General features: G+C 55.9%; 16 protein-coding genes. 6 read left to right on the top strand and 10 right to left on the bottom strand.

Going from position 1 to position 18,676, the window contains the following annotated elements:
- The first annotated feature begins 4 nt into the window (after positions 1–4).
- Positions 5–670, top strand: coding sequence for a GTP cyclohydrolase I FolE (folE, locus tag OSO_RS0116005; protein WP_010584255.1), 666 nt, complete (start codon positions 5–7; stop codon positions 668–670).
- A 131-nt stretch (positions 671–801) separates the two neighbouring features.
- Here folE and OSO_RS0116000 read toward each other — a convergent pair whose 3' ends face one another.
- The 3 genes from OSO_RS0116000 to OSO_RS0115990 form a co-directional block, all read right to left on the bottom strand.
- Positions 802–1,227 carry a DoxX family protein gene (locus tag OSO_RS0116000; RefSeq protein WP_010584254.1) on the bottom strand — a complete coding sequence of 142 codons (426 nt, stop codon included), beginning with the start codon at positions 1,225–1,227 and terminating at the stop codon, positions 802–804.
- Positions 1,228–1,389: 162 nt separating this feature from the next.
- The gene (locus OSO_RS0115995; protein ID WP_010584253.1) at positions 1,390–2,088 is read right to left on the bottom strand and encodes a pirin family protein; all 699 of its coding nucleotides are present in this window, start codon (positions 2,086–2,088) and stop codon (positions 1,390–1,392) included.
- A gap of 143 nt (positions 2,089–2,231) precedes the next feature.
- Positions 2,232–2,714, bottom strand: a complete 483-nt coding sequence (locus OSO_RS0115990; RefSeq protein ID WP_010584252.1) for a MarR family winged helix-turn-helix transcriptional regulator — start codon at positions 2,712–2,714, stop codon at positions 2,232–2,234.
- A gap of 166 nt (positions 2,715–2,880) precedes the next feature.
- Here OSO_RS0115990 and OSO_RS0115985 point away from each other — a divergent pair, with 166 nt between their 5' ends.
- Together OSO_RS0115985 and OSO_RS49905 are read left to right on the top strand one after the other, a co-directional pair.
- The gene (locus OSO_RS0115985; RefSeq protein ID WP_040592461.1) at positions 2,881–3,492 is read left to right on the top strand and encodes a DNA-3-methyladenine glycosylase I; all 612 of its coding nucleotides are present in this window, start codon (positions 2,881–2,883) and stop codon (positions 3,490–3,492) included.
- A 311-nt stretch (positions 3,493–3,803) separates the two neighbouring features.
- Positions 3,804–5,165: a diadenylate cyclase gene (locus OSO_RS49905; protein WP_010584250.1), complete on the top strand. Its 1,362-nt coding sequence runs from the start codon at positions 3,804–3,806 to the stop codon at positions 5,163–5,165.
- Between the two features lie 98 nt (positions 5,166–5,263).
- On the opposite strand, the gene OSO_RS0115975 is transcribed toward OSO_RS49905, so the two are convergent.
- The gene (locus OSO_RS0115975) at positions 5,264–6,376 is read right to left on the bottom strand and encodes a saccharopine dehydrogenase family protein (protein WP_010584249.1); all 1,113 of its coding nucleotides are present in this window, start codon (positions 6,374–6,376) and stop codon (positions 5,264–5,266) included.
- 469 nt (positions 6,377–6,845) lie between these two features.
- Here OSO_RS0115975 and OSO_RS0115965 point away from each other — a divergent pair, with 469 nt between their 5' ends.
- From OSO_RS0115965 to OSO_RS48080, 3 genes are all read left to right on the top strand, one after another.
- Positions 6,846–7,904, top strand: a complete 1,059-nt coding sequence (locus OSO_RS0115965; RefSeq protein ID WP_010584247.1) for a DUF1559 domain-containing protein — start codon at positions 6,846–6,848, stop codon at positions 7,902–7,904.
- Positions 7,905–8,177: 273 nt separating this feature from the next.
- On the top strand, positions 8,178–9,317 hold the full coding sequence (locus OSO_RS0115955) for a DUF1559 domain-containing protein (RefSeq protein WP_010584246.1): 1,140 nt from the start codon (positions 8,178–8,180) through the stop codon (positions 9,315–9,317).
- 137 nt (positions 9,318–9,454) lie between these two features.
- Positions 9,455–10,234 (top strand): peptidase associated/transthyretin-like domain-containing protein, encoded by a 780-nt coding sequence (locus OSO_RS48080; protein WP_157605208.1) that lies wholly within the window; start codon positions 9,455–9,457, stop codon positions 10,232–10,234.
- A gap of 28 nt (positions 10,235–10,262) precedes the next feature.
- Here OSO_RS48080 and OSO_RS0115945 read toward each other — a convergent pair whose 3' ends face one another.
- From OSO_RS0115945 to OSO_RS0115920, 6 genes are all read right to left on the bottom strand, one after another.
- On the bottom strand, positions 10,263–12,008 hold the full coding sequence (locus tag OSO_RS0115945) for a cyclase family protein (protein ID WP_010584244.1): 1,746 nt from the start codon (positions 12,006–12,008) through the stop codon (positions 10,263–10,265).
- 245 nt (positions 12,009–12,253) lie between these two features.
- Positions 12,254–13,291 (bottom strand): GTP 3',8-cyclase MoaA, encoded by a 1,038-nt coding sequence (moaA, locus tag OSO_RS0115940; RefSeq protein WP_010584243.1) that lies wholly within the window; start codon positions 13,289–13,291, stop codon positions 12,254–12,256.
- 114 nt (positions 13,292–13,405) lie between these two features.
- Positions 13,406–13,867: a molybdenum cofactor biosynthesis protein MoaE gene (locus tag OSO_RS43755; RefSeq protein ID WP_010584242.1), complete on the bottom strand. Its 462-nt coding sequence runs from the start codon at positions 13,865–13,867 to the stop codon at positions 13,406–13,408.
- Positions 13,868–14,096: 229 nt separating this feature from the next.
- Positions 14,097–14,339, bottom strand: a complete 243-nt coding sequence (locus OSO_RS0115930) for a MoaD/ThiS family protein (RefSeq protein WP_010584241.1) — start codon at positions 14,337–14,339, stop codon at positions 14,097–14,099.
- A 106-nt stretch (positions 14,340–14,445) separates the two neighbouring features.
- Entirely contained in the window at positions 14,446–17,388 is a 2,943-nt protein-coding gene (locus OSO_RS0115925) for an Hsp70 family protein (protein WP_029247074.1), read from the bottom strand.
- Positions 17,389–17,530: 142 nt separating this feature from the next.
- Positions 17,531–18,655, bottom strand: coding sequence for a mandelate racemase/muconate lactonizing enzyme family protein (locus OSO_RS0115920; RefSeq protein ID WP_010584239.1), 1,125 nt, complete (start codon positions 18,653–18,655; stop codon positions 17,531–17,533).
- Positions 18,656–18,676 lie beyond the last annotated feature (21 nt).

Genomic DNA, 18,676 nt, shown 5'->3' with positions numbered 1-18,676 from the left:
CATTTTGGACACGAACGCGACGCCCGACAATGACGATTGTATCCATGGTTCGACACCGCCCGGCGCAGCTGCGGCCTCGGTGGAGCCACAACAGCCACCGCGCGTCGATTTACCGCGGATGCAGCGTGCCGTTCGCGAGATTCTGGCGGCGGTTGGTGAAGATCCGGACCGCGAAGGATTGCTCGAGACCCCGGCTCGCGTTGCCCGGATGTACGCCGAGCTATTTTCCGGACTGCACCTCGACCCGGGCCGGCATCTGAAAAAGGTCTTCGTCGAACAATATGACGAACTGGTCCTGGTGCGGGACATCAGCTTCAACAGCATGTGCGAACATCATCTGTTGCCCTTTATCGGCATGGCTCACGTTGGCTATTTGCCTCGCGGAAAAGTCGTGGGGCTGTCGAAGCTGGCCCGCGTTGTGGAAGAAGTGTCGCATCGTCCCCAGGTCCAGGAGCGGATGACGCACCAGATCGCCGACCTGCTGCAACTGGAACTCGATCCGAAAGGCGTCGTTGTCGTCATCGAAGCGGCACACTCTTGTATGACGATCCGTGGAATCCGAAAACCAGGCAGCCTGACGATCACGAGCGCCGTCCGCGGTTTGTTCAAGACGAACCAATCCAGCCGCGCCGAAGTCATGGCGTTCATTCAAGGCAAACGCAACCTGTAACCTCAATCACGTCGTGACCGCGAAACGTGTCGCAGTCACTTAGTTGTGACAGGTTTATGAACATCGCCACAAATGCTTTGGTCTATTTGTGGCGATGTTCATCGAAGTGTTGACGAGGCTTCGAAGCACCACTAACGATGAACAGGCACCGGGCGGCGATTGTCGAGACTCATTGGGCCTGATCCGTTTGCCATCAGGAATACCATCGCTCCCATCATCGACAGATTCTTCATGAATTGGATCATCTGTTGTTGCTGTTCCTGGCCTTGCATGGTCCAGAAATCGTGGAAGAAATACGTCGCCAGGATGAGAAAGGCGAGCAGCAAGCTGGCTCCCACGCGCGCCCGGTAACCCAGCACGATTGAGACGCTTCCGGCGATCAGGAACACGATGGCACCGGCCAGCATGACCTGCGGTTGGGGAACTCCTTCCGACGCCATATAGTCCGACACGCCCTTGAAGTTTGGGATCTTGTTGCCCACGGCACTCAGAACAAAGATCGTGGAAATCATGACTCGGCCCAACACCGTGGCCAATCCTTGAATGGTCGTTTGCATGATCGTCGCTCGCTTTCAGATTCTGTCGTTTTGATTTTGAAGAGAGAAGTCGATTTAGTGATGCGTGGTCATTTCAACGGAACCACTTTGCAGCGGGATATTCGGCTGTGAGAGCGAACTGGAATTCCCCCTGACAGCCGAACAGCGTTGCGGCAGGATCCCTTAAGCGAGGTCAAACAGCATGACTTCGGCATCATCACTGGCCCGGATCGCCAGGGTTGTGATCTCGCTGACGGCCGCACCGTCACTGGTTTGTAATTCACGTCCATTCAGCTCGACCGATCCTCGCAGGACCTGCAGCCAGGCATGGCGATTCGGCAGCAATTGATGGACGACTTCGTGTCCTTTGGTCAGTTGGGACAGGAAAATCTGCGCGTCCTGATGGATCTGCAAGGACCCGTCTGCCCCCGTTGGCGAGGCGACCAATCGCAGCCGATTGGACTGTTCTGCGACAGGAAAACGCTTTTGTTCATAGCTCGGCTCGATCCCGCGTTTTTCGGGGTACAACCAGATCTGATACAGATGCACAGGTTCCGTGTCAGACGGGTTGAACTCACTATGGGTGATTCCCGTCCCGGCCGACATTCGCTGGAATTCTCCGGGCCGCAGGACTTCGCCGTTGCCCATCGAGTCGCGATGCTCCAATGCACCTTCCAAGACATAGGTCACGATTTCCATATCCTGATGGGGATGCGTGCCAAATCCCTGACCAGGTGCGACGCGATCTTCATTCATGACGCGAAGTGATCGAAATCCCATGAATTGCGGATCGCGATATGAGGCGAACGAGAATGTGTGGTAGGCATTGAGCCAGCCGTGATCGGCATGTCCGCGATCATTGGCTTTGCGAATTTGGATCATCATTTTTCCTTTCGTGACGTCGGCGGCAGAGGTCTGGGGTTCGCCGCGGCTTGGTTTGGATTGACTGACGTGTGTCCCCTGTCAGGATTACATGTGACATGTCAATATCTTACATGTCATGTATTTTCTTAAAAAAGAGATGCTCAAACCGCATCGCCATTTAAACTCTGTCGGCATTTTTCCAACAAACGGCTGAGTTCCTTGAGTTCCGAAACGGTGAGGTGTCCCATCAAACGCTGATGGAGTTCATTCACGGGTTTGTCCATTTCCCCGAGCAGTTCGAGTCCCTTGGAGGTGATTTCGACATAAATCACGCGGCGGTCTTCGACGCTGCGCTCGCGCACGACCAGTTCCTGCTTTTCGAGTCGATCGATCAGGCCGGTCATGGCCGGGACGACTTGAATCATCCGTTCGGCCACATCCAGGCAGGGCATCGGCCGGCCTTCGCCCCGTAGAATCCGCAAGACATTGTACTGCGAGGGCGTAAGGCCATATTGCCGAAACAGTCGGCCGAAGCGATTCTGGAACTGATCGCTGGTCCGCACGATGTTCAGGTTTGCCTCTTGAACGGGCGATTCGAACGGGTTTCGTTTCTTGAGTTCTCGCTGCAGTTGATTGTTGGTCATTGCGTTCTCCTTGCGGCAGGATTTCGTTTCTACATAAATAGATTACATGTGAACTATTGTCACGTCAATGAAAAATGGCGAGTTTTTCCTGGCGTCAACCGCTAGATTCGACGCACGACCGTGCGTCGAATACGGACTCTTTTTTGATCTGACGGACTTGAATCCCATGCCAAAACTCCCGCCCGCCGCAGAAGTCAGCCGTTGCTCGTGGGCCAAGAACGAGCTGAGTATCGCGTACCATGACGAGGAATGGGGTGTTCCGGTGCACGACGACCGACTGCTGTTCGAGTTCTTGATTTTGGAAGGGGCTCAGGCAGGGCTCAGTTGGGACACAATTTTGAAAAAACGCGATCACTATCGTGAAGCCTTTGACGGGTTCGATGCCCACCGGATCGTGAAATACGACGCGGATCGTGAAGCGAGCCTGATGCAGAATCCGGGGATTGTCAGAAACCGCTTGAAAATTGCGTCGGTCGTTTTGAACGCCAGGGCGTTTCTCGCTGTCCAAGACGAGTTCGGTTCGTTCGATCAGTACATTTGGAGCTTTGTCGACGGGACGACGAAGCAGAATAGCCGGCGATCGATTGGCGAAGTTCCCGCATTGACGGCCGAGTCGGACGCGATGAGCAAAAGTTTGAAGAAGCGTGGATTCAAATTCGTCGGAACGACGATCTGTTATGCCTTCATGCAGGCCACAGGCATGGTGAACGACCATCTGGTGACCTGTTTTCGCTATTCGGAGCTGACGACCAAGGGCCGGTCGAATTCGAGGTCCTGAACTTCTGTTCCGGCTTAAGAGTTCTTCCAACAATCGCGAGCAAGCCTGCGTAAGGCCGTTCGCGAGAAGGATGGTCGACGTGTCATCAAGGCGATGTCTGGTTGATTCGTTTTTTTGATGCGCTTGCGTCTTGCATCCCGGCTACGGCGGAATCAATCCATTTTCCCTGTGAAAATTGAGTCAACTCGTGTTAGACGGCGGTTGCGAGTGGAATCGGTCTTGGATTATAAACCGCCACACTTCGTCAACTATCGAAAAATTTGCGGACAGCGGATTGGCAATATTGCGGCAAATCAAACGGAGACGCCTCATTGGACTTCGGTGAGCTGGTCAGTGCGATTCGGATCCTTGAGCTGAGCGTAAAACAACGTCCGGCCGCCATTCGAGCGCTCGTTCAAGCGGCGAATTGGGAAGATGAAGGAATCGCTCCCGATACGGTTCTCGAAGCGATCGAGGAACGTGAAGCGGCCGCTCAGACTCTGGTTTCGAGCGATTTTGCATTACCCCACGCCTTTGTGGATTGGGAAGGCGACTTTCGAGTCGTCCTGGGCCGTAGCCGGGCAGGCATCGATTATGGGGTCCCCAGCGGCCAGAGCGTCAAGCTGATTGTGCTGCTGGTGATTGGCCGTAAGCTGCAGCAGACGCATGTGGAAGTGCTCGCCGGTCTGGCCGAGTTGCTGAAGCTGCCGGAGTTCCGACAACAACTGATCGAGGCCAAAGACACCCGCACGATCGATTCGTTGCTACTGGCGAAAGCGGGAATTCAGCCCGACCAGCGGCCTGCGCGTGCTCCGGGGATTCCCCGCCTGACGCAGGTGATCGTCAGGCAGGCGATTCAGCTGGTTGAGTCACTCGGTGCCCAGGCGCTGCTTGTGGCGATCGACCGACTCGAAAGTGTTCCCTGGGAGCCATTGTCTCAATGGAAGGGACGCTTGCTGTTGGTCACCACCGAGCATAGCGACGATTTTCACATTGATCGTGAAGATACACATGTATTCGAGGGGCTTCACGCTTCGCTGTCGCGAATGGATCGTGCCAATCTGGGGCAATTGCTGGCGTCTTCGCAGAATCTGTTGCACGAGAAGACGAGCGTGGTCTGCGTGACGGGACCGGACGGTCGCCGCCTCGACAGCATTACGGTGACCAAGCCTGAAGCGCACTTGCGGGCGATGCTCTCTGAGAAGAATCGGCGCGGCGTCGATGTGGTCAGGCCCGCGGTGATGCTGCGCGTCTTGTCGTTGGCGGTTGAAATTGCGGCGGAAGGTCGAGAGGCGCACCCGGTCGGGGCGATGTTCGTGGTGGGGGATGCCCGGAACGTTCTGCGGAACTCACAGCAGCTTGTCTTGAATCCATTCCACGGCTACTCCCGGCAGTTGCGGAACGTTCTCGACCCCAGTCTGACGGAAACGATGAAGGAATTCGCGCTGATCGATGGCGCGTTCATTATTCAAGGCGACGGGACGGTTTTGAGTGCCGGAACCTATCTGATGCCGAAGTCGCTGCCACCTGGCTTGCCACAGGGATTGGGGGCCCGCCATTCGACGGCTGCGGCAATCTCCGCCCACACGCTCGCGATGGCGATTACCGTCAGTCAATCGACGGGGACAGTCACGCTCTTTCGTAACGGCACGGCCGTTTTCACCCTGGAACGTGCCGCCGCGACGAAGTGGTAGCGATTTCGCGGCAGGAAGTCGGTATCAGGCGGTGGCTTTTTCCGGTGGCGGGTGGAAGGCGTTAGTTCAGCCACCGTGATCGTTGCACTTGTGTCAGCTCAGCGGGACGGGGCGTCTCGCGTTGATCCCGACGAGACGTAGTGGCTGCCAAATCGATTCGCGAGGAACGCGTCGAACGACACTTGCTCTTGTCTGACGAATCCCGTTTCGGGCAGCTGGCCCGTCAGATGCAGATCCAGCACGGCACAAATTGCAGACGCCGTCGTGATTTGGATCGCACTCCAGACTTCATCACCATGTGTCTGATGATAGACCTTTCGGGCATCCCACAGCTGTACCATTTGTCCGTCACGCTGTCCCGTGGCTGTGCAGAAGACCACAACGACATCCTGCAGCGTACGCGGGAGGGCGTTCTCGAGGATCTCTTTCAGCAGGGTTCGGCGTTCGCGCAGTCGAAGTTCGTCCAATAGAAACAGCATGCGGTCGCGATGCCCGATGTAGCGGACCGTTTTGTAGTTGAGCTCGCGGACTTTTCCCTGAAACGTTTCGCAGAGCGTGCCGAGCCCCCCCGATGTCGAGAACGCTTCGTACTCAACGCCATCGATCGAGAGATGTTCGAGCCCTTCCAGCGGCCAAACGTTCTGGCGTTCATTCTGGTGAATGACGTCGCAAGGATTGCAGTACTCGTTGATCAGGCCATCGGTGGACCAGGTCAGATTGTATTTCAGCGAGTTCGTCGGGAATTCGGGCAATGCACCCACGCGTAGCAGCAATGAATCGAGCGACTCAAATTTCTGGGCCAAATGATTGGCGACGATTCCGACAAATCCCGGGGCCAGTCCGCATTGCGGCATGAAGATCTGTCCCGGCTTGGCAGCCGACGCCAATGCGCGGACCGCAGCGGTCGTGGCCACATCTTCGGTCAGGTCAAAATAGCTGACACCCGCTCGGAGCGCAACTCGAGCAACTGTGGGGTTCAGACTGAAGGTGAGTGCCGAGATCACTGCCTTCATGCCATTCATGGCCGAGAACAGTTGTTCTTCCGACGAGGCATCCAGAACGACGGTTTCGACACCGAATTTCACCTGCAGCCGCCTGAGGGCTTCGGCATCCGTATCCGCAATTCGGACGGTGTAGTCACCGGATCGAATCAGGAGCGCGGCGATCATACGCCCAATTGTGCCCGCGCCCAGCAGCAACACGTTCGTCATGAGGCTACCTCGTCGAAATTGACGGTCGAGTACACCTACACATCCTGCGGTTCAAGTCTACGAGGTGAGTCAATAGGGTGGCGCTGCGAATGCTTGGGGTACGGAGTGGCCACGCTGGTCCGCACGATTTTCTCCAGCATTCGGCGACAAGCTCACCCTTGTTCCATTTCACATAAAATGCTCGATTCGAATTCATGGGGAATTGTTCAGTTTGAGCGAATGTTGCGATTCGATGTCATATTTTGCAATATTGTCTTCAGTGTCGCCGAGATTTTTGCAAGTCGAAAAACAATTTTTGGCCAGATTTACATTAAATATTTGTAATTTTAAATTTACGTTCTACGGATTAGTGAAGGTTGATCTTTTGATGTGTGAGCTGCTATGAAAGAGTTCGTCGATTTTTTTTCGCATTTCCACATGCGTGTGTTCTAACTTGCATCATGTATTTTTTCGTGCCTTGGAGTCAGTTATGAAACGAATGTCTGGGTTTACGCTGATCGAATTGTTGGTCGTAATTGCAATTATTGCTGTATTAATTTCGCTGTTGCTTCCAGCCGTTCAGGCCGCACGCGAAGCGGCCCGTAGAACGCAGTGCAAGAACAACCTCAAGCAGTTGGGGCTTGGGTTACACAACTACCACGACAATTACCTCACCTTCCCACCTGGTTGGATCGATGCGCCGACTCGCGCCACGGCCAATAATCCGTACGCGAGTTGGGGCTGGAACGCCTTCATCCTTCCCTATTTGGATCAGGGAAATCTCTATAATCAGCTGAATTTCGTTGCGGGACATGATGGGACGTCACCTGCTGGAAACAGCTATGCCGCCGTGATCAAGCCATTGGATGCACTGCGCTGTCCATCGGATGACCCATTCAACGTGGTCGTCGTCAATAAAAACGGGCCCTTTTTTGGTGGCTGGTCTTCGTATCCAGGGGTGGCTGGCTACCCGGGCTTCACGACTCCGGCCGTCGCAAACACTCTGCAGAACGGCTCACCAACTCCCGCGCTTTCTCCGAATACATTCCAGTTCTTGGGCGGCACATTCACCGCCAATAGCAAGATCGGAATTCAGACAATGTCAGATGGAACAAGCAACACCACGATGGTCGGAGAACGATGCTTCGTCCAGTTTAATGCCAACGGGAATTTCGGATCGTCGGCAACTTGGTGTGGAACGCATGCCAACGGCAATGCGGACGCTACTCTTTCCAATGCATATGCAGCTCCAACGATGGAAACAGCCAACGGCGTTGCACTTGCGGTTGGGGTTTGCAACGCGTTTGTTGATCCACTGGTTGCGATTAATGCAGCGGTAAAAAAGGGAGGCGCTTATATCACGGGAGCTCCTGCACTCGGTAGTGCGACAATCCTGCAGTACTTTCACGGCTTCGGTAGCCGTCACTCGGGAGGGACTCATTTTCTGATGGGCGATGGTTCCGTGCGTTTCCTTAATGAAAACTTGGATGCGCAGACGTATGGCCGCTTGTCAACCATCAGTGATGGTGCCGTTGTTGGCGAATTCTGATCGATTTTGAGGGGTCAGCAACAGCGAAAGGCCCCGAGGTATTCAAGCTGTCGTCGTGTATTTGAATCCCCTCTGGGCCAGTCCCCGGTTTCAACCGGCAGCGAGTGGAATTGCCGCTTGGCCCAGCCGTTTCGCTAAGTTCGTTGGCCTGCTCGTTGCGAATTCGTCAACGATTCATTTCAGGTTTGAATCTTCACGAGAGTTGATTCATTTTGCTTTTTACTCTTCGTCAATTCATGACGAACCGTCATTCATTTCATCCAGGAACAAGACATGACTTCGCGTAGGAAGACAGGTTTTACTCTGATCGAATTGCTGGTGGTCATCGCCATCATCGCCGTTTTGATCGCTCTGTTGTTGCCAGCGGTTCAACAGGCTCGAGAGGCCGCTCGCCGCACCCAGTGTCGCAATAATTTGCACCAAATTGGACTCGCATTCCATAATTACCACAGCACCTTTAACGCGTGGCCTCGAGGCATGACGGCGGGCTATGTTGATAGCTCGCATACTCTTCAAAACTGGCAGGGATGGACGCCTGGCCTCTTGCCGTCACTCGATCAGGCCAACGTGTACAACTCATACAATCAGAATGTTCCGTTTTTTGATCCGATCAATGCTGCAGCGGTCGCGACCGTGATCCCAGCATTCAAATGTCCTTCGAGTCCAGGGGCGGCGAAGGTAACGCAGACGTATGACTCGAACATTATGACACAGATCTACACGAATCCTACGGCGGGAAATGGCAATCCGAATGCACTGACAGGACCTTATACCGCACCGATTACGTACGTTGGCGGCGCGTGCGACTACACGACGTGGGACAAACTGTCAGGAGCAGTGTGGAGTAACTTTGCCGCCGGGTTGACGCCACCTGCAGCGACCAGCGTTGGTCGCCAAGAAGGTGCCATCGGAGAATGCACCGCCTCCACGTTCTCGATGGATGCAATCAATTTTGGTGGTGGAGTGTTCCTGAAATTTGGTATCAAAGAAGTTCAGGATGGAACGTCGAACACGATCCTGCTCGCGGAGCTCGCTGGGCGCGACAACCTCTACCAGAAGCGAAATAACCTTGGAAATGGTAGTGGCCAATCGTCGACGAGTAGTGCCGCATATTTGGCAACCAACTGGAGTGGTGGAACATGGGCTGATGGATTCAATTGGGTTCGCACCCAGGGAACCGATACGACAGGTCAGACTGTAGGGGGGCCATGTGCAATTAATTGTACGAATGCCCGTATTATGAAATCCAATGATCGCGCGTCTGGAGGTAGTTTCTACAGCTTCCACACCGGAGGAATCACAATATTGCTGTGCGACGGATCTGCACGGTTCCTCAACGAAAATATCAGCAATGTCACACTTGCCTGCTTGTTAACTCGTGCCCGCGCTGACTCGCCATTAGGCGAATTCTAGACCTGACACAGGCGAAAAATAACCCAGAAAAAAGCTCAGTAAATGGACTGTTCATTTGCTGAGCTTTTTTCATTGATCGACTAAATCTCCGTTATTCGGCCTGCTTCGTATTGAGCGTGCTCAAGCCCAAGATTGTCGTGATTGATTTGGCGTGCCAGTCGATCGGTAGTACATTCGATCATGACAATACGATCTGCGACGATGTATCGTTCCGTTTCGTTCGGCAGTCCGTGGAGTGGAATCTCACTCAATACCCGATCCTGCTTTTCTCAGGTGATTCGCTGCATCGAGTCGATCAAAGTCGTTCGAGTGCTTCAGATGGCGATTTGCTGATAAAAGCTCCCCTTCTGTCAAAACAAATTAGAGGATCTCAGATGTTGATGCGAAGCCGAGGTGATGGCTTGATTTTGGTTTTTGTGATGTCATTGGTGGCATTGGGATGTGGTGCTTCTGGGAAGCCTCAGGACAATTCCGGGCCGAACGCAAAAACTCCTGATGGAGCTGTTCAGATCAAAGGAACGGTCACGATCGATGGTAATCCGGCTGAAGGGGTGAAAATCATTCTGATTGATCCCGAGCAATTAAAAAAAGTAGTTGCGGCGCGCGGTTTTGCAAGTGGGCCAAGCGGAACGACGGATGAGAAAGGTGCATTTGAAATCTCAACCGTGAAAAAGGGAGATGGTGTAGTGCCCGGGGCTTATAAAATTGTCTTTGAGTGGTTCCCCGGCGGAACGTCAAGTTTCTTCGACGATCCTGCTGCTCCCGTACCGCCTGCGATTGCTGCGAAGCTTCCGCCTGGCGTGATGGCGTTTCACAACAAGTACAAGGCCGGTGGAAGCGGAAACGCAGACCTTAAGGTCGAGGCTGGCAAATCCGAAACGGACGTCAAGTTTGCTTTGACGACGAAAGGGAAATAGTCCTTCTCAACAAGCGTGGTCCGAGATTCTACTGAAACACGATCGCTCGGCCTGGCCCCGCGTGGCAGTCTCGAATCTTGAGTGCCGCAAACAGCAAGTAGTTGCCGTTGTTTACGTGGTGGACGTTGTACAGGAACTCGATGCCGACCATTTCTCGGCTGCCAAGTGCCCAATAGGTCATCAGCGCGTTGCGGGGGTCGACGCCGCCCAGATCGGGGGCGTCGGTCGCCACGCAACGAATTCCTTTGCTCTTTAAATAGACGACCGCGTCGACTCCCAGTGCCGGCCAGCCTTCACTCTTTCCCGCGAGCGGGTCGGACCAGACGCCCGACTCGTTTGGAGAGGGCTTCAAATGCTGGTCGAGGTGGCCCGTGTGCAACACGACGATTTCACCTGGACGAAGTCCGCCGGAGCGTTGTTCTTCCGCTTGGATCAGCTCGGGTGTCACAATCGGTGAGGCGGGCCAGGACTTCTGATCGGTTGATCCGACCAGCGTTTGGACGTTGATGATGCGAATCGGGCCGCACGTCCAGTCGAGCGGTACTTTCTCGGTCGTGAGCGAACTGGTGCCGCGGGGGCCGTACTTTTGCTCATAGTCCGCCAGCCAACCGCGAACTTCCGGTGAATACTCGGGCTTGGTTCCCTCGGGCGGCAGTGCATATGACGGAGGGACGAGATGTGTTCCTGCGGAGGCGTCCATCAGGTGTCCGTGGTGCCAAAGATCCAGGTATTCCGCATACAGGAAGTCGATCTTTAAATAGGTCTGGCGATGTTGACCTGTACGGTGACCGGGTGAAGTCAGCGGCAGGTTTGGAGCCAGCACCGGCGAAAGGTCGACGGCGCGCTTGGCCGTCGCTGACGCGATCAACCGCTTTGGCAAGTCGCCTCCCACAACAGAGATCGCCCGGCATTCGCTGTAGGGGCCGCCTTGATGGCGTGGGGCCAGCATGCAGTAGAAGGCACCCGTTGCGGGCAAAGAGCCAAGATTCGTGGCACCTTCCGTCCAGATCATTCCGTGTCGCAAGCCAGCGTAGTGCGTCGGTTCGGCCAGATTGGGCATCGGTCCCATGCTAGCGCTGTCGGTGCCCACGGTCATCACGCCTCGCTCGGCCAGATATTCCATGCAATGGGGATCAGGGTCTGGATAGCCCGGCGACCTGCGGTCCACAACGTCGGCGATGAATCGAGATCCTTCGGGAAGCGGTTTGTAATATTTGTCGGAATAGTCGCTTCGAAAGAGTGCCACATCGCCGAATTTCAGTGACCGGTACTTTGATTCGAACCGTTTGACATGCGCCGGGGTGACAAGGGGGCTGACGCCTTTGGGAGCCTGATCCAACAGATCCCTGACATCAATCACACACGCTTCTCCGCCAAACTGCCAGGGTTCGATCGTTTCCGTGAACGCCAGGCCAAGTGGTCCGGACTTCGGTCGTTTCAAATCGGGGCGTGCGACCGAATGAGGCGGCACGTCCAATTGCGTCCCGGTATTGCCATCGATCAGCAAGACATCCACATTGTAGGGCGAATCGGGCCCGATTGTTCGTTCGTGCGTCAATTGAAATCGCGGAAACGGATGGGCCGGCCAGGTACAAGGGTATTCGGGGGCCACGAGTAGCGAGTGATCGACGAATCGCGTCACGCTGGGCGATGCCTGATCCGTTTGAGCGGTCACAAATCCCGCGGCCCCGAAAATCTGAAGTGCGACCAATACCGCAGGTCGGCGCATCAGTTCACGAAGTAGGTTGCGGAGATTGTTTGAGCGCAGACCCATGGTTTGTTCCTGAGGAAGTGAACGTTCAAAACGACAGCACGATCGCGTCGTCACAGGGAGACCGAAAACGTCGTCAGCATGCAAATCGGGAAGAGAATTGAAATTCAGACCGCGGGAGACGCGATTCGAACGCTATGGTGCCGTTCAGCGTGTCTGACAGCAACCGTGCGCACGATTCCTGATGCGGGCTTCTCGGTCATCAGGCGCAGGCGGCTCGCTCAGAACGTGAGGATAAAGTCCGCTGATCATCCGCCGATCGAATGCATGGGGCGCGATGGTTGGATGAAACGTGCCGTGTTGATTTCGTGTCCTTCGCTCTTGGCGAGGACGCTTGCACGAATGGCCGCGGCAATATCGGCGTTCGTTCCTTGGCCGCGAACCAGGCCGCGAAGGTCGGTCTCGTCCAGGCTGAACAGGCAGTTACGAAGTTTTCCATCGGCCGTCAGTCGAATGCGGTTGCAACTGAGGCAAAACGGCTGGCTGACCGACGCAATAAAGCCGATTCGTCCAACTCCGTCCTGGAAGACCATGTTCTCGGCCGGACCTGCGTTGTCGTCGGGGTCTGGCGATGTCTTCGGAGTGGATGGATGGCCGTGCGGGACTTGAACCAATGGCATGATGGATGCGGAAAGGATGTCGATGATTTCCTGTGCGAACAGCACTTTGTCGCGTTCCCACAGGTTGTCAGCGTCAAGTGGCATGTATTCGATGAATCGTACGTCCACCCCGGTTTCTCGGGCGAAATGACCAAACGGAACGATTTCTTCTTCGGTCAAGCCTCGGACGGAAACGGCATTGATTTTGACCGGTTGGAATCCGGCTCGTTGCGCCGCCTGAATTCCTTCGATCACTCGTTCGAAGCCATCGCGGCGAGTGAACTTTTTAAACTTCTCGGGAGTCAGCGCATCCAGGCTGACATTGATGCGTCGTAGTCCTGCGTCGTACAGGTCTTGCGCGTGTTCCGCGAGCAAAATCCCGTTGGTCGTCAGTCCGACGTCCTTGATTCCCGGAATGGCGGCCAGTTTCTCGACCAGGCGGGGCAGTTCCCGGCGGACCAGCGGTTCACCACCAGTCAGTCGCAGCTTGTCGATTCCCAAGGGAACGGCGACACGGACGATCCGTTCGATCTCTTCGAACGACAGCAGCTCCGACTTCTCCATGAACTGCACATCTTCGGCTGGCATGCAGTAGAAACAGCGGATGTTACAACGATCCGTCACGCTGATCCGCAGGTTGTTGTGCAGTCGGCCGAAGGTATCGAGAAGCGGCAGTTGCGGGAGCATCGGGATCAGCAGCCGGTAATCAGTTTGCAGAATACGTTTACGGATTGCGTCCGAAAGGCCTGGTCTCGACCTTCCATATGGCGGGAATCCGACCGTTTCATTCTACACGGTCTGTCAGCAATGTCGTGGGCTATTGTCGGGCGACGGCGGAGGTTGTGAGGAATCCGCCGTAGGATCGACCCATTCCGTTGAGCCATCGTCCCAGTTTTCCTGCTTCCAGATGGGAACCGACACCTTCAATTCATCGATCAGGAACTGACCCGCTTCGAACGCCTGCTTCCGATGCGGACAACTGACCGCCACCGCGACGCTGATTTCTCCCAATTCCAGGTGTCCCAGGCGGTGCACGATTCCAACCTGGTCAATCGGCCAGCGCGCCCTTGCGGCTGTTTCCAGTTCCCCCAACTTTCGTTCGGCCATCGTCGGGTACGCTTCGTAGTTCAAGGCAACGGTCCGGCGCTGGCCCGTCATTTCGCGAACCGTGCCCAGAAACAGGACCACCGCACCGGATTGCGGCGAGCGGACCGATTCTGTCAACGCGTGATAGTCGATTGGTGAATGCGTCAGTGAAATCATGCGATCGCTGTCAAAAATTAGGAACAGAACTCAGGTTCATTTCGTCTGTAACCGTTCACCGCCAGAAGGCCGGGGGGCACGCACATTTTTCCGGACCATTGGAATCCACAGTGTTTCGACCATCGCAACGATGTCCGTACTCGCGGGAAAATGAGCCAGCCCCCCGGCCTGTGAACGGTTACATTTCGTCTCGAGTACGAGAGACGCCGCGAATCGCCGAACCGACCGGTTACCCACCGCTCACTGGAGGAAAGCATGCCACTTCGTCGCTGCTTTGGACTGGACTGTCGTCATTCGCGTAGTCGTTGTTGACGGCAATCAACAGCTTCGGAATCAAGGGTTGAAGCTGCGGGTAGAGCTGCGTGAGATTAGCTTTTAGTGTCGACACGGTGCCGCCGTTTGGCCAAGGAATCTCGACGGGCGAAGCTCCGACCAATTCACGAGCCTTCGCAAAGAATTGGACCTGCAACATCTGAACCTCGCTTCATTGCAAATGACAGAACACGCCCGGACTTGTTGAACGTTTGATTCTGGTCGAGAATCGAAAGGCTCAACAAGACATTCTTGCCCAGCCGACGTTACAGGATTCTCAGGCCCTTCGGCAAAGCTTCTCCAAAGATCAATGACTGATCCGCTGTTTCGAGAGTCTTCACTTCAGTGACGAGATCCCGGTAATGATCTGAGCCTGCAAATCGATCCATCATTCGCAGTGCCTCGCGACGAGCCACGTCATCAAGGTCGCGATACCGGTCCCCGGTCTTCCGTGCTAGTTGCATCGTCGTGAAGGGAACCATGTTGTCTTTGAGTTTGAATTCGGCGAGTTTCGTCAGCCAGCGAGCGACTGATTCGGCGGGGACGACCGAATTGAGTGGTCCGTAGACAGGTTGACGCGCGCCCACTCGACCGATCGCCCACAGTGTCGCGGTCGACAGCGCAGTGAAACGCGGACGCCCCAGGATCTCGAGCAGTAGATCTCCCAATTCGTGCTTGACGGAAATCGGCAACAGTTCGCAAGACCCCAAAAGGCGCAGTAACTCAGACGATTCGTGCGTGTTGCCGCCGAAATCAATTCCTTTGCCTTTTGCGCCGAGCTGTCGCACCGCCTGTTTGAGCTGACTGATGAGGGGCGCGGCCAAGGCCAGTTGTTGCCCGGCCGTTAGACCACCCGCAATCCGCCGCCACAGGATGTACCACTCGGCGCGGCATGCGGTCGTCGCAAAGGCCAACTTTCCTTGCAATCGCTTCCATGTTTCGCTGCAACGCCAATCATCGAGTGCCAGCCCATATCCTGGCCGCAACGAAAATCCTGTCAGGTTCAGCCAGCGTGATTCATGCTGTGCACTGGCCCAGCGACCCGATTCGCATTCAATCAATTCATCCCACAGTTGTCGCAGCAGCGAGGTCGGCCAATCGCCACGATCGATCGATAGGGCTTGTTCGAGCCGCTTGACCACCGAAGCCGTTTTCTCTTGTGATTCGGATGGCAAGGGTTTGGAGATGTGCGTCGTCTGTTTCGATTTTGAATCGACTGTGCCAGGGATGGGACTGTGCCGCTCCGGTGCAAAGGTTTCGACAATGACGCCGCGTGCGGCCTGCACGATTTCATTTTCAAACAGGCCTTGGCCTTCGGCGGCGGATTGATGGGCACTCAGTTCCGTCCGCGTTGCCGAACGAACGTCAAACAGCAGTTGCCAGGACCGCTTTCCGCCGACTTCGCTGCACCAGAGGTCCAGCGTTCCAATCTCGGTCAGGCGAGCCTTGAGAATGACGGCGACGGTTGTCGCATCTTTCGATTTGCCAGTTTTTAGAACCGTACGAATTGGGGGCAATTCCTTGATCTGTTCGGGATCAACCGCGATCAGGTCACCGGCACGATCGGTCAGCCGGGTGCTTGAGACGAAGAGCGGAAACTCAATCGGCTCTGACACCCGCAATTGGAACTGATGCTGCGAGAGATCGACTTCCTGACCCGGTTCAATTCCGGCGGGAACCAGACACAGTGCCGAAACATTCGAGGTTGGTGCGGCACCGGATTCGTCAGTGGTCGGTGCGGCCGTTTCCACTCCGATGTAGTACGTGCGCGCGAGTCCGGCTGCAATCCGGACGCCTTCACCACGGCGCACCATCCCGTAGTACGCCGCACCCCGCGCCACGGCAAGATCGAGCCGTTCGTTCTCCAGGATCGTCGGAGTCCAGGTCGAGTCTTCTGACCTGAACCATGTTTCCAGGGCGTGGATCAAGCGGTCACGCAGCAGTGGCGAGGCGAACACACCACCGTTAAACAGGACGATATCCGGCCGGACCGCCGCAACAGGAAATGAAGGGCTTGCATTGGGGGGCACCGCGTCGTCCGTCGCCACTGATCCGTGTGCGGTCAAAAACGCGGCCAGGTACTTTGTGATGGCCGCATCCGCCGCGTACGGCAACCCAAATTCTTGAAAACCGGACTTCGATGCGAGTGGTTTCGCATCGAGCGAGATCTCGGGAAAGAAGCCTTCGGCGACAACCGATTCAGTCTCTTGTCTCGTCACGGGAATCTGAATCGAACCACCGATCAATTTGGAACCGCTGCCAGGCAGCGTGAGTGTCCATTTTTCCGGCGGATCTTCACCGAGCAGAACTTCTTTCAGGGCACGGCAGCTTCGAACGAGAACACCCCACCGCCGCGGATCGAGTTGGCCGCCCGGCTGGACTCGGCTCTCCAAATGATGCGCCAGGGCGAGGTCGATATTGTCACCACCAAGGATCAGATGGTCGCCAACGGCCACTCGGTGAAATTGAATGGTCTCGTCTTTTCCCTTGCGGACGCGGATCAGTGTAAAGTCGGTTGTTCCGCCACCCACATCGCAGACAAGGATGGTCTGGCCAGGCGAAACGAGTTGCTCCCAGCGATCGGTGTGCTTGTCGATCCAGGCGTAGAATGCGGCTTGCGGTTCTTCGATCAGGACAATCTTTTGAAGCCCCGCCTGTTTCGCGGCCTTGATCGTCAGTTCGCGAGCGACCTCGTCGAACGACGCTGGCAGCGTCAGCACGAAATCCTGTTCGGCGAGTGGATGGTCTGGAAAGCGATGGTCCCAAGCGGCACGAAAGTGCTCAAGGTAGCGTGCGCTGGCCGTCACCGGCGACAAGCGTGTCACATCTTCGGCACCCTGCCACGGCAAAAGGTCGGCTGTTCGATCGACGCCGTTGTGGCACAGCCAGGATTTGGCCGAACCGATGAGCCTTCCGGGAACCACGGTTCCATGATCGCGTGCAAAGTGCCCTACGAGGTATTCGGTGGATGTCTGCCATGGCAAACGCATGGAGTCGGGTGGGAACTCTCCCGGTGCGGGCTGATAGTGAAACGAAGGAAGTGTCTCGCGTGCTTCAATTTGTCCAGGCGCGACAATTTGAGGAGTCACAAACGTGTGAATCCGGCGCGGAGTTTCGTTGGTGTCGACGTAGGCCATCGCCGAATTGGTGGTGCCCAGGTCCAGGCCCACTACGAAACGACTCGGGGCAGATGTGTCAGCAGCGGTCACTCAGGAGCTCATCGCAAGGAAAGAAACGCTGTTTGGATGCAGGTTGACGTTCGCCGTCCCACACCGCCGGATCTCACCGCGGACGTTCCATCGTTGCACGATGAAACGCCCTTGGCGAGTCAGCTCGTAAGGGCTTCAGCGATTATACGCGTCCTGATTCGGCAATCAGATACGACGAGACAAAATCTTCGTTGAGCGTCACTCCAAGCCCCGGCCCATCTGGCGGAGTGATCCATCCGTCAACGGCTTGAACGCGCTCGTGTGTCAGTTCGTGACGCAGCGGCGAATCATCGACGCAGTCCTCGAAGACGAAGGCGTCGCGGCAGGTGGTGAGCCAGTGCAAGCTGGCGGCGACGGTTACAGGGCTGGTGTAACAGTGGTTACAGAGTCGTGCGCCAATCTCTTGAACTCGCTGCTTGACGTAGTCTGCTTCCGTGAATCCGTTTCGTGCCAGGTCGACTTGATAGATGTCGAGTGCGCGGGCTTCGATCAGAGGTCGCCATGCTTCGCGTCCGCACTCTTCTTCCCCGCCAGCGATCGGGATTGGCGAGCGGTCTCGCAACCAGCGGTACCCTTCGACGTCATCCGGTCGTAGTGGTTCTTCGAGCCAGCCCAGTCGATATTCCTTGAATGCCTCGGCGCGTTGCAGGGCGGTTCGGGCATCCCAGACACAACCCGCATCGATCAGCAGGATGCCATCGCCAATCCCTTGTCGTGCACCTTGGACCAGTTCAATATCGAGTGCCTCGCTCTGCCCCATCGGTTCCCAGCCGAACTTGATCGCTCGGTAACCGGCCGCTCGCCATCGTTCGGCGATCGCTTTCGTTTCGGCACCATCGCGGCCGAACAGGATCGACGCATACGCTTTGATTCGATCATGTTGCTTGCCGCCCAGCAGGCGGTGGATCGGTTGGTCGTAGAGCTTTCCTTTCAGGTCCCACAGGGCCATGTCGATTGCGGCCATCGCCGTGATGGTGACGGACGAGCGGCCGAAGTACATCGTACGACGATACATCTTCTGCCACAGCCGTTCGGTTTCGAGCGGATTCTCGCCGATCAGCAGTTGTCGCAAGCCGCAGGCGATGTTGTGGCTGAATGGGGCGTCAATGATCGCTTTCACGACTTCGGGTTGTGAATCTGCCTCGCCGATTCCTTCCAGGCCGGTGTCGGTTCGGATTCGTACCAGGACCGCGTCCTGACTGCTGGCGGTTTTTTGTTCGACGCTGGGAACACGCAGCAACTGGCAAATAACTTCGGTGATTTTCACGAGTGACGGTCCTGTCGGTTT

Origin of the sequence: Schlesneria paludicola DSM 18645, assembly GCF_000255655.1 — a bacterium.
GTDB lineage: Bacteria > Planctomycetota > Planctomycetia > Planctomycetales > Planctomycetaceae > Schlesneria > Schlesneria paludicola.
Note: the sequence above shows the minus strand (reverse complement) of the source record. Positions and strands in the feature narration are given on the sequence as shown.